Annotated in this window: 10 protein-coding genes and 3 pseudogenes; 3 read left to right on the plus strand and 10 right to left on the minus strand. The window is 39.3% G+C overall.

Features of this window, described 5'->3' with window-relative positions:
• Positions 1 to 27: 27 nt before the first annotated feature.
• The 6 genes and pseudogenes from AMBT_RS21100 to AMBT_RS21130 form a co-directional block, all read right to left on the minus strand.
• A pseudogene (locus AMBT_RS21100) lies at positions 28 to 1,602 on the minus strand (DUF262 domain-containing protein).
• Positions 1,599 to 2,558 (minus strand): hypothetical protein, encoded by a 960-nt coding sequence (locus tag AMBT_RS21110; protein ID WP_013786701.1) that lies wholly within the window; start codon positions 2,556 to 2,558, stop codon positions 1,599 to 1,601. The pseudogene AMBT_RS21100 and the gene AMBT_RS21110 overlap by 4 nt, the downstream one beginning before the upstream one ends.
• Before the next feature lie 98 nt (positions 2,559 to 2,656).
• Complete coding sequence (istB, locus tag AMBT_RS21115) at positions 2,657 to 3,379, minus strand: IS21-like element ISShfr5 family helper ATPase IstB (protein WP_269464946.1); 723 nt, start codon at positions 3,377 to 3,379, stop codon at positions 2,657 to 2,659.
• A 37-nt stretch (positions 3,380 to 3,416) separates the two neighbouring features.
• Positions 3,417 to 4,962: pseudogene (istA, locus tag AMBT_RS21120) on the minus strand (IS21 family transposase).
• Between the two features lie 271 nt (positions 4,963 to 5,233).
• On the minus strand, positions 5,234 to 6,505 hold the full coding sequence (locus AMBT_RS21125) for an AAA family ATPase (protein WP_013786704.1): 1,272 nt from the start codon (positions 6,503 to 6,505) through the stop codon (positions 5,234 to 5,236).
• 319 nt (positions 6,506 to 6,824) lie between these two features.
• Positions 6,825 to 7,154 carry a helix-turn-helix domain-containing protein gene (locus AMBT_RS21130; RefSeq protein ID WP_013786705.1) on the minus strand — a complete coding sequence of 110 codons (330 nt, stop codon included), beginning with the start codon at positions 7,152 to 7,154 and terminating at the stop codon, positions 6,825 to 6,827.
• Between the two features lie 134 nt (positions 7,155 to 7,288).
• On the opposite strand from AMBT_RS21130, the gene AMBT_RS23220 reads away from it, so the two are divergent.
• The gene (locus tag AMBT_RS23220; RefSeq protein WP_013786706.1) at positions 7,289 to 7,561 is read left to right on the plus strand and encodes a transposase; all 273 of its coding nucleotides are present in this window, start codon (positions 7,289 to 7,291) and stop codon (positions 7,559 to 7,561) included.
• Positions 7,562 to 7,587: 26 nt separating this feature from the next.
• Here the strand turns inward: AMBT_RS23220 and greB are convergent, their stop codons facing one another.
• Genes greB through gmtY form a run of 4 tightly spaced genes read right to left on the minus strand, consistent with a single transcriptional unit; the run spans position 7,588 to position 14,091 of the window.
• The gene (gene greB / locus AMBT_RS21140; RefSeq protein WP_013786707.1) at positions 7,588 to 8,067 is read right to left on the minus strand and encodes a transcription elongation factor GreB; all 480 of its coding nucleotides are present in this window, start codon (positions 8,065 to 8,067) and stop codon (positions 7,588 to 7,590) included.
• Between the two features lie 37 nt (positions 8,068 to 8,104).
• Positions 8,105 to 8,725 carry a gamma-mobile-trio protein GmtX gene (gmtX, locus tag AMBT_RS21145; RefSeq protein ID WP_013786708.1) on the minus strand — a complete coding sequence of 207 codons (621 nt, stop codon included), beginning with the start codon at positions 8,723 to 8,725 and terminating at the stop codon, positions 8,105 to 8,107.
• A complete protein-coding gene (gmtZ, locus tag AMBT_RS21150; protein WP_013786709.1) occupies positions 8,718 to 12,749 on the minus strand; it encodes a gamma-mobile-trio integrase GmtZ in 4,032 nt (1,343 codons plus the stop codon). Before gmtZ ends, gmtX begins: the two co-directional genes overlap by 8 nt.
• On the minus strand, positions 12,742 to 14,091 hold the full coding sequence (gmtY, locus tag AMBT_RS21155; RefSeq protein WP_013786710.1) for a gamma-mobile-trio recombinase GmtY: 1,350 nt from the start codon (positions 14,089 to 14,091) through the stop codon (positions 12,742 to 12,744). The genes gmtZ and gmtY overlap by 8 nt, the downstream gene beginning before the upstream one ends.
• Positions 14,092 to 14,897: 806 nt before the next feature.
• Here gmtY and AMBT_RS21160 point away from each other — a divergent pair.
• Positions 14,898 to 15,413, plus strand: a complete 516-nt coding sequence (locus AMBT_RS21160) for a hypothetical protein (protein ID WP_013786711.1) — start codon at positions 14,898 to 14,900, stop codon at positions 15,411 to 15,413.
• 204 nt (positions 15,414 to 15,617) lie between these two features.
• A pseudogene (locus AMBT_RS21165) lies at positions 15,618 to 15,962 on the plus strand (GreA/GreB family elongation factor); the annotation flags it as partial.
• Positions 15,963 to 15,987 lie beyond the last annotated feature (25 nt).

The following is a 15,987-nucleotide window of genomic DNA, read 5'->3' on the forward strand; positions in this document are numbered from 1 at the left end:
ATCATCAACAACTGTACATATAAACAGTTAGCTTTTCACTTCAATATTCAATAGCCTCTTTGACGGCTCAACAAAATTTAATATTTCCCATGCAAATATAAGTTCCTCTCGCTTGAGAGCGAATTCATTAAACTTCTTCTCCTTAAACAAAGCCGTTAGATCTTCGTTTAAGAAATGCTTTTCTAAATCAGAATTAGGTAAATTTTCCAAAGAAAAGCTTTTCTCATTGGTCATAAATAAATAACCCAACCTTTTTTTTAATTCTTTAAACTCATCAGCAACAATAACAGACCGGCCTTTTTTCCTTGCAACGTGTTTATGATAAAACGAGTCAGGTTGGACATCCATTTTTTCAGCCATCGCAAACAACAGAGCTTTTGTTCTCGAAGATCTGTAATTTACTTCTTCAGGGATAGGCAAAAGCTTAGTAGGAAGATTTGAACTCCACTCGTATCTTCCCGAATCAACGAAATGAATAAAATCATTCAATGCATTTTCAGAAACACGTCCAGTTAAACCAAATACACCATAGTATGATGTAAGGTTACACCATGCCTTTAATTGCTCTACACTCAAACTCCGCCTAGACATAAACGCATACGTTATGCCAAGCATTTGAAGTTTATAAGGGAATGCGTTTGGGCTTTCTATAAACAGATTGCTTATACTGAAGTCAATCATCGCCTTAATAGCTCTGAACACTTTCTCAACCTGCTTTTGATCTATTAATTTAGCAAGCTCGTCGGTTCTTTTAAAATATGGCCCCTTACCGACGGACAATTTCATAGCCATTAGAATAAATTCATCATCTAAACCATCTTTCCATAAGGGATCATCAGCAAGATATTTTTCTGAGTTTACTTCGAGTCGCTCGAGCAATTCAAATTTGTCTGTGTAACTTAACGCGTTAAGCATATGAGTTTCAGACATGTCCTCCCCTCTTGTATTGACCCTTTCAAAGCTCTTCGTAGCTAACTGTTGATCATCAGAAGCCAAAGGTACAATTGGTATTTTATAATTTTTGAACGCACTCACCAATTCATCAATTTCATCGATCCATTTTTCATTTTGATCACCAATTGACCTTTGAAATCTCATAACTTCTTTTGAATTGAAGATAAAGCGAATTGGAAAGTATCTTTGATTATCAGTATTAATTCCCAAACGCTCACATTGAGTTTCTAAAATAAACTTATCCTCTATTTCGTCGGCTTCCAAATCGTAATAAACAGTATAATCATTGAGCTGATCAAAACCAGAATTTGATAAATCAGTTCTTGGATGATAGACGATTGAGTAGATGGTAGTTAATCTCTGTAACCCGTCCAAAATATAGGAATGGTTGGGGCTATAATCTTGCTATGGAACATTAAAAGGCCCTATAGTGGCTCTAGATCTTATATTTGGCAACCTTGTTTGCCACAATAAAATTGCGCCAATTGGTAAGCCTTCATATATACTGCAAAGTAAATCCCTTTGAGCACTCCAAGGCCAAACTTCTCGTCTTTGAAACCTTGGAACTTTTATAACGCCCGCTTGGATATCTTTCATTATTTGTTCAAGGTAGGAAACTCTCGGATCTTGGACTGCTTGAAAAGTCATTGCATTTTCCTAGTGTTAAAGTCTAATTGCTTTAGGTACTCGAGCATCTCATCCGGCGTGCCTTCTTTTTCATGAAGTCTATATACAGGTTCAAAATCTTCACTTTTAGGGTTATTTCCGCAGTAGAAGAGAGAATCAATTCTTACTTTAAATCCTCGGCCTATAGTTTTTTTAGTATTTCTATCAAAATCATCATATAACCCTGAATTTTTACAATTGCTCTTTTTCAAGCCTTCCTTCATGTGGTAGTAATATCTCTGGTTTTCTGTAAGATTGCTAAAACAAATTAGCTGCTCTTTAAATTCAGTATTTTCAACGTTGAAAAGCGAATATAACTGCTCTATATCTGTATCTTTCGAAATAGGAAGGTAATTCTCAATCGCTCTTCTACTCAAGCAGTGAAAGTTGTTAAATTTGTTTGCTTTACACAGAGCTATCAATTGTTCAGCGGTTTCTGCGATTTCATTTGGTATAGTTGCGTCCCCGTCAAATAGCAGCCAATACTTGAACCTCTTAGCCGGATGTGAAACGTATTTACCGTTCATGTTATTGATTAACTCGTTTATTCCACCCGGTCCATCAAAAACTAGTCGCTCTTGTGCTTCTAGTTCAATTAAACGTTCTCTAAGACTAGGTTTACATAATGACAGCAAAAAATTTTTATCGTTTCTAGAGTTCTCTAAAGCTACGGTCGTGGGCATATTTACAAGCAGATCGACATCGCAAGTTCTAGCTTGTGGAGGTGTCGCATCCCAATCCGAGAATTTAACATCATTATTAATTTGAAATATACACGTTGGATTAGCCGAAAGATGTAGTTTAGCCGACGCTCTGATTAGTAAATCCCACTTTTCCTGTTCCAGCTTTGGTCTATTCTTAACCCAGTTTTCGAAGCTCTTTACATCTTCGATATGAACCGAAATTCTTTTTCTATATCCTTCAGTGCGTAATACCATGAAGCCGATCGGTCAATACTATTCAAGCCGATCACTTTTTTGTCTGCCAGTAGACCTTAGTAAAATCTAACTTGAGTGATCGCCATCAGTCAAGGAATTTAGTTTTTTCGCATCGATTCGCCTTTTAATTCCAACTTTATTGCTCCGTGAACAAGCCGATCTAGGATCGCATCAGCATGTGTCGATTCTCCGATCATTTCATACCAATTTTCTATCGGTAATTGGCTGGCAATTAAGGTCGATTTTGTGTCATATCTCGCATCAATTAATTCCAGTAAATCACTGCGTTGTTGAGCTGTTAATGGCTCTAATCCCCAATCATCTAGGATCAGTAAATTGGCAGAGCTAAGCTTGTTGATCAGTTTTCGATAACTACCATCGGCTTGCGCTAAGAACATCTTTTCTAATAGCTCTTTAAGCCTAAAATAATAAACGCTACTCCCTTGTTGGCAGTGGTTTTGACCAAGCGCGCAAGCGAGGTAAGTTTTGCCACACCCCGTTGCGCCCGTGATCAAGATGTTTTGATGAAGGCGAAGCCATTCACCTTGTGCTAATGAACGGATCTGAGTTTTATCGAGTTGTCGTGCTGCGCCATAGTTTAGTTGAGCCAGTGTGCCGCCAACTCTGAACTTTGCTTGACGAGTTAAGCGATCAATTTTACGCTGGTCACGCTGTGTTATTTCATGCTCAAGCAATAAACTTAGCCGCTCTTCGAAACTTTGTTCTACGTATAGATTGGGTTGCTCATATTGCTGCAATAGTGCATCACGTATACCGCTTAGCTTTAAGTTACTTAACTGGTTATTGACTTGTTGATTGATATTTTGCATAAGATTTCCTTTGGTTTGTTAGTTTTGATTAATGGTAATAGTTGTTGCCGCGGATATTTTTATGATCAATATCTTGTAGTAAATCACCTTGAGCTTGTGGCAAGGGTTGCTTATCCAAGCCCTTTTCTAAAATTGTTTTTTACTTGTTTTACGCGAGTAACACCTGTGGCTAATGCGCGATGACAGGCTGCTTCAAGACGTTGGTCAGTAAACTTCTTACCTAGGCTTAATAACCCCATACAAGCACGGTAGCTTTGTTCTGGATGCTTTTTAGCTTGCATCAATTGCATAACAAACTGCTCCGTTGAACCACCGAACTTAGCTGCCCAACGCTCGAACCGTTGTGGTGTCCATTGCTGCTGCTTTTGATGAGCTATTGGCATATGTAGATCAAGCGTAGTGTGTGCACCTTCTCGGTGTGATCTTGGATGAACGGCTACTTGAACACCCTGATGGTAAAGTGTCACCAGTTGACCTGTGGCATGGGCTTCAAGCTTTTGTTTGATCAAGGTATGAGGTACTGAGTAGTAGTGTTTTTCAACTTCGACATGATAATCAATATGCACGCTTACTTGTTTGACTAAGGTGTAACTGTAAGCCTGTGTGGGTAGTGGTTTGAGAGCAGGTTTATCAATGGATTCAAACTGACTGAGCCTTGAACCAGGGTGCTTCTTCATTTTCCGCTGGTTTAAGTCGACAAGCAGTTTTTGTATCTTTAGGTTTAATTGGCGCAAGCTAAAGAAGCTTTCATTGCGAAGCCGTGCCATTATCCAGCGTTCGACAATTTGCACACCCACTTCTGCTTTGGCTTTATCCTTGGGCTTATAAGGTCTAGCAGGCACAATGACCGTATTGTAGTGTGTCGCCAATTGTTGGTAGGTTGGATTTAAATCAGGCTCATATCGACAAGGTTTAGTTACCGCACTTTTTAAGTTGTCAGGGATTACCAGCTCTGGCACACCACCAAGAAACTCAAAACAACGAGCATGACTCATCACCCAATCTTCTAGCTTTTGGCTATACGTTGCCTCCGCATACGTATAATTAGATGCGCCCATAACTGCGACAAACACTTGAGCTGTACGGTATTCACCTGTACTAGCATCAACAATATTCATAGTTGGGCCGCAGTAATCAACAAACAGTTTTTCACCTGCTTTATGGTTTTGTCGCATGGACGGTTTTTGACATTTAAGCCATGCCTTGTACTGTCGGCAGAAGTGGGTGTAACTGTAAAATCCTTCCTCGTGTCGCTCTTTGTATTCTTGCCAAAGCAGCAATAGCGTCATGGTTTTGGGTCGCAGCTCCTGCTGAACTAACAACCAGTCAGGAATACTAAAGCCTTTTAGTCGGGGCTTTGTTTTGAAGAATGCTCGTTGCAGAGAATGATCATCCCATTTTTCATCAAGTGGCCAGCAAGTGATACCTAACTCTGCTGATTTACAGGCATATTTAGAAACAATTGAAGGTGAAATAGATAAGCTGTTTGCTATCTTTCGATGACTGAGTTTACAGTCGTATTTTAGTCTTAAAATCTCTTTAAGTTTACGCATTGAAATAGGTGCCGTTGGCATGGTTATTCTCATCATCAAAAATGAAAAGGATAACGGTTAAAAACACCTACTGGATAGACAAAAATGAGTATAAATTGAACGATACCATTCAAGCCGATCACTCAATACCATTTTGACCAAAAAGTGATCTGCATCGATGGTATTGAGTGATCGCGATGGATAGTATTAGGTGATCGGCTTAGATGGTATTAGGTGATCGCGATGCATGAGAATATGCACTTCAGCCAATATCTGATTTAGCTCAACATGGTATTTTTCATCGAAAATGCTTTTATGAAGATTCAACCGCATTACGCTCCCTCGCTTCAATTAGATCCCTAGTCTGCTTGAATATCTCCCCAAAAACATCATCCGGCCAGTTTTCGACGATGTAACCGTCGTCGTCAAATATTACTTTCGAAATAGAGCTAGAATGTTCTCGCTTGTAAACCCAATTGCAAGATAAATCCTTATTTAAAAGATTTTTTGAAACGAGAGACTTTTGTATGGCAAGTAAGAAACTTTCTGAGTGAGTTTCAATTATGAACCTAGCATTCTTATTTTTTTGAGCACAGCGACAAATAAATTCCGCTAATTCAACTGTTGCATCAGGGTGAAGATGGAGTTCTGGTTGTTCTAAAACAACAATTGGAAATTTACCCAATTCGTTATTTGCGGCTTGTGCACACAGTGTGATAACTGGTAGAGCCTGGGCAATTCCTTCTCCTGAGTCCAAAACTGAAACTCTATTGATATCAGTATTTTCTTCATTTTTAATTGAGGGGATAGTTTCCAGCCTAACCGTCTTTTTACCATTTTTTATGCTAATAGGAGGATATTCTGTATCAATTTCACGACCACAAATCGAAATGAGCCAATCATTTATATCTAAATATGATTCTGATTTCATTTCCGATAGATTCCATATAGTTTCTGCAGTTCCAGTGCCATCAGGTGAAATAGCAAGTGGAATGCCGATTCCTACTTCAAATTCTCTCGGTGGAAATGCACGCGTAGAGTTTAGGTGAAAAACTGATTCGGAAAAATGGCCTAATAATTTATTTATAATATTGAAGTCAATGTCGGAACATTTTAAATACAAACCATCAAGTTTTAGCTTAATTTCTTCAGAACCTTTAAGTAAGAATGTGTCAGTGGATGCATCTTCTTTTAAAGATGGTAAGAATTCATATTCTTCACTGGCTAATCTTATCGATATTTCTTCAATAGTTTCAGGATCTAATCCACGTTGAATTAGTTTTATTTTAATCGAATATTCGCTACCCCAACCCAGGAAGAATTCGATACCAGACTTTTTTGAATGGGCTAACTCCTGATGTGAAGCTCCCCGAATTGACTGGCTGGTATAGTCTAACTTCGAAGGTGTATACTGTTTGCACCCTTGATTTTTGTAGCTATCAGATAAAAACTTTATGGCTCTAAGTATCGAGCTTTTTCCTGAATTATTATAACCGAAGAATAAAGAAATAGGAGAAAGATCAGCGCTCTGATATTCTTTAAAAGCTTTGAAATTACCAAATCCTATTTTTGTTAAAGCTTGCATAATTAGTTTCGCCTTACCAACCGTTAATTTTACATTTAGTATTAATTAAATATAAAAACTAAAAAAATTTCGTCAATTTAGTTATTTAAATGAAATTAGCTATCCTGTTGCACAAGTCATCCACGTAATATTTAGAGGTTAAATAGGCACAGAGTTATTCCCATTTAGGATGTTAGCATAGCCTGAATGGAGATGATAAGCGCATCACCCTTAATTGTTATCTACTATGCTCGTACGCCAATACTCTTCAACTGCCAAACAAGTATTACGCTAGCTGTTGTTTAACAGAAACCAAGGTAACTATTGGCGGGAGGGTGGGTTACTTTGATTTGTCTAGCTGAGAAACTTTTTGTTCAAGGATTCTTAGAAGCTCTGATTGCCGTTCCTTATCCATCTGGTAAAAAATTTTGACAAGTTTGGCCATTTCTTCTGTTTCACAGAAAAAGTAATTGAGGGGGACATCTAACTCTTCAGCTAAATGCTTTAGAGTTTGTAGATCAGGAATGTGCCGCCCCTTTTCATAGTGGTTCATTCGCCCACTCGCAGAGCTCGGCTCCATACCAATTCTAATTCCCAAATTTTTTTGAGATATATCAGCTCTTTGTCTAGCTTCCCTGAGGCGCTGAGGCAGAGGATTCTTAAATGCCAAAGATTTTTCATTTAACTTGTTTCGTGTACTTAGATTGTCTAAGTTTTAGGATATCACGTATACTTAGGAATACTAAGTAACTAATAGGTGGCAGCACCAAGAAGTCTACCTATCAAATTATTACGAGATTTCAAATGCCTAAGATATACCCTCTAGAAGTGAAAAACTTGGTATTAGCTTTGATTTCTAGTGAAGGTGTAAGCTCGCATGAGGCCGCTGTTCAAACAGGGACCTCTTATAGTACCGTGAGACGATGGGTTCGAGAGGCCAATATTGCTGTAGCAGCTAATAAAAATAAATACATTCTGAAGCAACTGGAGTCGAGGCTTAAAGATGTCTCCGAAGAGAGGGAGGTATTGAAAAGGGCCGCTATAATTTTTGCAAAGGAGCTTTCGAAGACTTACTAGTCAATACAATGCGAAGAGGGCACGATTCACTTTTTTTCATATTTTATTGAGTTTATGTACCACAGCTTGAAGCCATCCGGTGTCGTAACCCCAAAATCTTCGTCAATTTGCTTTCCGAGCAAAGCCCTGGCCATTGGTGAGTCAATCGAAATATACTTCTTCTGATCATCGTAAATTTCTTCTGGACCAACAATCCTAAAACGCTTTACCTCACCTTCATAGTTTTCTATCTCAACCCATGCACCGAAAAATACCTTGCCTTCTTGCTCAGCCGAGTAGTCAACAATTTTAAGTTCAGGTAGTAATTTACGTAAGTACCGCACGCGCCTATCAATTTGGCGAAGCAATCGTTTGTTAAAGGTGTAATCAGCATTTTCTGAACGATCTCCTAAACCTGCAGCCCAGGTCACAATTTTTGTTATTTCAGGACGTTTTTCAAACCATAAATGGTCGTGTTCCTGAACAAGTCTCTGGTACCCAGCTCGCGTAATTAGCTTAGTTTTCACTTAATATCTCCACAATACGAATTCTGGCTAACTAGGCTCAAAGATTTTCAATTGCTTTGGCCAGCGCATCAAAGGTTGCCACAGGGAAAAATGTTTTACCGGTTGCCGAGTCTACAACACTACCACTTTTCCCAACTGCAAGATTAAAGCGTCTTAAAAATTCATTAGACATCAGATATTCCAATGCTTCTCTTTCCTGGAGGTTGAGCTTTCCGTTTGCGTACGATGTTGCGACGCCATCATATACTTCAATCACCTGACTAACAGGCACAACTTCTCTCGCAAGCTCTTCTGCTTTCCTCCTTTCAGCATCGAGCATTTTAACTTGTAATCTCAATACAGGATCTTCAATCTCGTCTATCCATGAACAATTATGCCCTCTCATTGTAGATCTTCTTGCAGCTTCATTCTGTTTCGCAAATGCTGCTATCAACGTGCGATAAACTTCTCCCGTTTTGTTTCTAATGCTTTGCGCTGCTGGAACACCGAATGGCTTTCCGGTAAGAGCTATATTACTGTAACTAAAATCTAACGTACCAGCTTTCACTTGATCTTCGCATGCTTTGTATATTGCATCTAAGGAGCTCTTTACACGCTTAGATTTTCCTTCTTTTAGACAAGCTAGAACCTCATTTGGTATTGCATTCTTTTTATTCATTTGATCCTAGCTGCTTAACTGATACTGAGAAAATATCGCTAATTTCCTTACGAAGATGGCAATTTTCAATTGTGAGATCATCAAAGGATAAGGCGCCCTCCATTAGCCTGTCGAGCTTCTCCCAGGAACTTAGTTTAACCAACATCAGCTCAACCATTTGATTTCCGATTTTTAACTGTTCTTCCTCATTAAGCTCAAAAAAAGTCGGGCTAACATTGTTGTTTTTCATCATTTTATCTAACATTTGTGAGCGCTTGGTAACCGCTGTACTTGGTAAGCAGCTCTGGTATATTTCTGCGTTTTCACAGACTTCGCATAACTGATGAAATAATGAAGCTTCGATAGCTTCGAGTTTTACTTCAAAGTCTGCCGATTTAATCAATTGGTAAGATTTAGTAGTTTGCTTTGGAGAAGGTGCGTTAATCAACTTTTGACAATTCTCAAGGTGATGGTAAATCATATTGAGGTCATTCATTAACAGGTCGAGTTTTTTCGCTCTACTTTCGATTTCTGAGTTCAACTTACGTCGATCAGATTGCAGTTTAGATTTCTGTTCTTCGGCTTTATCAGTGGGCTCTCCGTTCTTCATATTTTCATAAATTTCATGAGATAGCATATCGATTTTTTCTACCTTGCTATCAAGTAGTTCCAAGAGAGAGGAATGTTTTTGCGATTGTTCATGAACACAATAGCTTACTTCGTTGCCTAATGCTGCAAGTCCACCAATGAATGCAGGTCCTGTTATAAAAAACCTACAAGCGATGCAGTTTTGCTCACCCAAGTGACCAGCAGTTACAGGTAGTCTGACATTACTTTTTGGACCTGAAAAACTCCCCCCTTCGTGACAAAAGGCTCCACCGACAGGGCATATACCATAATCCTTAAACAGGTAACTACTACTTGGTCGGTTATTATTTAGGGAGCTTAGAAAATTAGGGTCTTTAGCAGTTAACTGCCCTATACACTCCTCAATACGTTGATTTTCTATTTGACGTTGTATGGTTTCACTCGAATTCTGAAGGGCGATTTTTTCCCCCTTGCTCATTTTTTTATGAAGATTTAACCCCGATTTGTCACTTTTTAAATAAACAACCGTCATGATGATAGAGGAGTGACCAGCTAACTTCATTACAACTTCTATAGGCAATCCAAATTCATTTACATAGGAGTTAATCAAGCTAACCCTCATAGCATGTGGAGTGTACAGAGAGTCAAAGTGACTTATGTTAATAAACTCCCTCTCTGGACAAACACTATCTTCTACCCATTGGCGGTAACTAGTTTCTTTGAATTGGGCATTCGATACTTCTGCTTTACCCGAGAAGAAAAGCGCCGCGGCTAACCGGTTTGCTAATCGCCCACTAAAATGACCAGGTTCGAAACCTTTAAACTCTCTGAACAAAAAGCAGTTTGCTCCTTTATTTTTTCTTTGATTATCATTCAAATATGTTCGTTTACAATCGAGCCAAAGTGTGGCTTTTTTGATAGGGTTAAATTTCTGCTGCCAATTTCGAAGTTTAATTAGCCAGTAAGCTAATTCTGTAGGAATATATGGTATTGAGTAGCCTTTACCGTGAAGGTGCGTCTTATTTGACGTGTAATAGACACCGAACTCCCCTCGACTCGATTGACTTACCATTGCCTGACGATTAGTTTGACCTTTAAGGGGACCTTCATTGATCACCCAGTGTAGCTTTTTATCCTCAAATTGAGCGATTTCAAAATCAGCTTCACCTGAGTCACAGTATACAATTTGTCGTCCTCTGGCGGGGAGTTGCATGAGTGCGTAGGTATATGTCCAATGACAAGGATTCCATAAATACTTTTTTCCATTGACCTCCTTAGTAATACAATCGGCATCTGAGGCGTCTATTTCATCTTCTTCAGAAAGATACTCCCAATCGCCCGCAAAGTTATGCAAGTGCACAAGTTCCGCATAGCTGGTGTTCGCAAGGTGCGCATCGGGAGGAAAAATCCAATCTCTTGATCGCTTTGTATATTCATAGGGTAATGCTAGTTTATCAGTCTCGCCACGATAGATAGGGGGAGCAATTTCGCTGTCGAAATTAACATAGCGGAATGGATTTCTGGCGTTCCCAACCCGGCTAATTTCTCCGGTATCAGGATCTTCTATCGTCAAGTAAGTTTCTAGGATCCATTTTAAGAACTCCGTTACAGAGGCCAGCCACTTCTTTTTCCTTGTGACCGATGTGGTGTTAAGTAAATCAACAAAAGCATTTACTGGAGGATCTTTTACCACAAGAAAATCGAGAGGCGAATAAGGGAGTTTTTGCGGGACAATATATTCTCGAACAAATTCACATAGATCCTTTTCCTTAGTATCACCTGCGCGGGCAGACTTTAGGAATTCACAAATATATTCTCCCCAGCCTGTTAGTTCAGGATCAAAATACCTCACTTTGTATGGTGCAGGGGTCCCGAAGTAGTCATACCAATGAATCCAGCCTTGTTCTTTGTATACTTCATGGGGCGTTCTGGGTAGGCGAGGGTCGGCTAGCCTAATGCACAACTGTTTGTATGCATTTATCGTTGTAATCTTGTAATTATGAGTTATTTCTCTAGCTGTTTTAAAATCATATGGCGTAGGTATGTCTAGCAGTTGAAACCAGCTTACCCACTCATCAGCAAACTTTTTATCTGGCTTTGAGGGTAAAAAAGGGAATTCTGACCTGATTTCACGATAATGTTTTGAATTGCGGATTTGGAGGATTTTGCACGCGCGTTTGAGTTCATCAAGTGTGCTTATCATGTAGGGCAATAAAAACTGTTTCCACCCTCGCCAATCTGATGGATATTGCTTAAGTGGACATTGCGGTAGCCGCGGATCTTCTTGATATCGCGACACATACTCCATGCTATTGGCGATCCCCAGTCTTGCAGCAGCATTCTTAGCATCCTTGTAAGCTGTGTACAGTCGCTTTTCAGGAAAGCCAACGAAGTCGCTCCACCCAAGCCATTCTTCATTATAAAATTTATAAGGGGATGACGGTAAATTGTCTACCTCTTTATACCGATGCTGGTATTCTGTAAACGTAGTGATATTCAGCTTTCTCACCACTTTTTTTGCTTCACTTAAGCCGAGCATTTGCTGGCCTAAAAAGTCTTTCCACGATACCCATTCGGAAGCGAAATATTTTCTAGGATTGCTCGGCAACCTAGGATTTCTTTCCTTTTCTAGCATGTATCCACTGGCACGTTTTAAACCCAATTCAGCGATTACTTTGCGCGCTTCTTTGAAGGTATATAAAGGTAACTCATTTCGCAAAAAGTGGGACCATGATATCCAGTCACTTCTATATCTTTCATCTGGTGCACTAGGTAGTCGGGGGTCTACTTTATAAAGCTCTCGATATTCTATATGTGTATTTATTGATAAACGCTGCGTCGCTTGCTGGGCTTCACCTAAGTTTGGATATGGTGCTTCGGAGCCAGCGATATATTTTTTTTGAGGTGGCTCTAGTGGTTCTTTATTGCGCTTTGCAACACCTGTGAAGTATTCCCAGCCTTGCCAATTATTCTTATATTTTGACTCTGGAGATGAGGGTAATCTAGGATCTTGTTTATACCTGTTTATGTAATCAACGCGACCCTGGATTCCTAGTTTAACAGTAGCTTGTCGAGCCTCTTCATGAGTCGGGTATAAGGTCCAATTAGCACCTAAAAATTGCTTCCATCCACCCCACTCATTCGGGTAAATAGTATCTGGTCGTGATGGTAAAAGAGGATCTTCTTTTCGTATATAGGCGTACGCTGTCTTGGATTTTATACCTAGATTTTTTGCACTCTTCTGAGCTTCTGCATAAGTCGAGTAGAAATAAGTACTGGGCTTTCCCAAATAATTATCCCACCCTCGCCATTCATCTTTATATCTCGTTGCTGGGCTACTAGGAAGAAGTGGATCGCTTTTGTACCTGAGATTATAGTCTATCAGGCTGGAGATGCAGAGTCTCTTTGCGGCGACTTTAGCTTCTTCAAAGCTATAAAATTTAGAACTTCTACTCATTTGCAATGTTCCTCATTAATTTTCGAACATCGTCTTCATTTGGCTGGGTATAGGTGTTGCTGCTCACCGGGCTTTTGTGATGCATACTTTTTTGAATTGTTGTATTAGTCAGCCCAGCGTTTTTTAGTCTATATCCGTAGCTATGTCTGTGAGCGTGTGGAGATAGTCCTGATACTTTTGAAGGAGTCAGACTGATCCGCTCTAACGCACGGTCATATTTGTCCTTAAAGTTCTTTCTGGTCTCTGGCCCCCCTCGACGATTACAAAACAAGTAAGGATGTTCAGAGGTACTAGGACGCTGACCAGATGCTAAATATTTTTGCAATGTTAGAAGAAAGAGGATTGCAGCTTGATGAGGGAAAAAAAGCACAGTAAAGGAGCGATTCTTCGATGTTAACAATGGAGTTTTCCAACCAGAATGTATAGTTTTAGATTTTGGGTACAGATTTCTAGGTTGGAGCCCGTATTTTACATTTAGATAATGAGCTCTGTTATTGAATTGCATTTCAGGAGCATGGCCGTCGCTTGGATGGAAAACCGATACTATTGCCGAGTTATCCGTGGTATCAATTGACACATCTTCTACGTAAATATGAAAGCATTCTGACAATCGAAGTCCTCCATAATGCATAAGAAGAACGATAAGGTGAGCGCAGTAATCGGGCTCATCAACAGCCTTAATGCGGCTTCCGTCTTGAACCTTTCTTTTAAGTCGTAAGCCAGACTCGAGTAATCGGTTTAGTTGCTCATCTGGAAATCGTTTCGAAGATTCAATCGCAAACATATGGGGGTTATTGGATCGTATTTCTCTAACGGAAAACATTTCTGGTTGCGATTGTGGAGAAGATAGGTGATTTAGAAAAAGGTTGGCTTGACGCCGATAGTAGCTGCACCATAGCAGACGCTGTTCGGCTGTACTTGCTTTTCTAAAGGGACTTATGGTGGGTAGCTCAGTACCATTGAGGAAACCTAAGTGATCACAATACGCGTTTATGTGACCTAAAAGCGCGTTAACTATTTCAACTCGCTTAGGTTTCCAATATAAGCCTGATGGGTCATCACCCAAAGTATCAATTGTTCCAACAGACAAACTTAAAGAGAAAGAACGAAGTAATTCAGTAGATGTTGAAAAGCTTTCTTGATTCGCGTTGATATATTCAAGTAGCAACTTAATTGCCTGAACACTTTTTTCACGCCAACTAAGGGATTTAGTATATCGTGCGAACAGAAATCTTAGATGGGATAGGAGCAAACCCGACTCGGTAAAGAGTGCAGGCAAAGTTAAGGATCTGCCAGATTTATCTGCCCTATATTCGACTAGCTTTTTGATGACGTATGGCATAAGAGCAATATCAATTTGGCCTGTTTTCAGATCGATACTGCCCTACGCAAACACCTAAATCAAATTAATGAATCATTAATTCCTATATTGTTCGCTTTTTTATATGAAAAAAATTTTTTTTAGTGAAAAGTTGAAATGCCTGCACAAAATTTTAAATGCACATCAAGATAAAGGTTTTACCGTACTTGCTTATATGACTTCTCCACTGCGCTAAGGAATATGTTAGTTTCACAATTAAGCCTGCTAAGTTTAAAATCTTAACAAAAATCTCCCCATCACAGGATGCGATTCCCCCCTAACAACCCCATGAGCACCATCGAGCACACTGAAGCACCAGTAGCACATTGAGCACATATGAGCACACAAATTCATTTAAGTGATTGATAAGTAAATACTAATAAATCTCACAACAATTTAAATGGAAATTTAATTGCAATTAAGATGTTGAAATGTAATATTTATTACATCTGACTATTATAAATTGAACTGTGAGTAAGTCTTGAAATGGCCCTTGCAAACATTTAAATCATTGATTAACAAGGTTTTTAGTATGATACTGAGGGTGTAGAAGGTTGTTCGAGCAAAAAGACCGTCATATGTTGGTGTCCAAAGCCACAATCTGATATGTCGGTAATTGCGGAAAGTGTCCAAAACTATTCCACATTAGCAACTTTTACAATTCGCTGGCTTGATTGCAAACCTGCAAGTTGAGTGTCCAAAGCTCGATACGATTGTAGTAGCAATAGTTTAGCTTCCAAACCTAAACGCCCAAGCCAGCAACAACATTTGAATTAGAGGTACAGCTAATGAACATAAAACAAAAGGCAGCAAGGTCCACTAAAGTTAAAAAGCAAAAGATGGCTCTTAGAGACCAGGTGTGGGGTAAAGTTGACGAATCTCGTTTGTGGGATAGAACAAAAAATAATGGCTTCACTACCTTGCCAAGAACGTTTCCATTGCTAGCTCAAATAATGGATGACCTTGCAGACAAGGGAAAGCCGGTATTTAACACATATTTAGCCCTATGGTGCCGAGTGTTCGATGAGTCATTCATTGAAATCAAAAGTTCAATCCAACTAGCCACAGAATCAGGGTTCGCAAGTCAACGAGCGGTTACGACCTGGAATGGCAGAATGTCAAAACTTGCTGAGTTGGGTTTTATTGAAGTTGAATCTGGTCCTTTGGGCGAGTTTCAATATGTTTTGATTTACAACCCTTACATACTAATCAAAGAGTATTATGATAAAGGAGAGGTTCAAAAAGGAAAATATCTAGCCCTCTTTACAAGATCACAAGAAGTTGGGGCTAAAGACTTAGAATAGGACACTTGATACTTTCTTATAAAGCAAGCCCAACATATTAATACTCTGATTTGATATTCAATTTCAGTTAATAGATTCTCGGAAAGAGTTGATAGTAAAAAAGTAGGTTCAAGTATACCCCCTTGATTTTCAAGAAACTCAAGAACGCCACCGTTTCACACTATTGGTAAATGCAAAATAGTACATTTCGGGTAGGGGTAATAATACCAATATAATAAGAAAAAATTACGTGAAATCGACAGGCGAGTACGCTACATACGTAAGTGCTTAGAAAACCTGAAAGTAGTGGATTACAGCCCCGAACAAGAAAATAAAGTTTATTTTGGTGCTTGGGTAGAAATTGAAAATGAGCAAGGGCAGGTACTAGAACTTCGCCTTGTGGGTTACGATGAAATATTTGGCCGTCGAGATTACATTTCTATCGACTCTCCTATGGCACGAGCCTTGGTAGGGAAAGAAGAAGATGATGACATTACGGTAAAAACTGAAACAGACGTTAAAGAATGGTGGATAAACCGTATCTGGTACGATCCAACCGATAAACTGTAATAAAGTTAAAACGTTTTCCATGAAT

Origin of the sequence: Alteromonas naphthalenivorans, assembly GCF_000213655.1 — a bacterium.
In the GTDB taxonomy this organism is placed as follows: domain Bacteria; phylum Pseudomonadota; class Gammaproteobacteria; order Enterobacterales; family Alteromonadaceae; genus Alteromonas; species Alteromonas naphthalenivorans.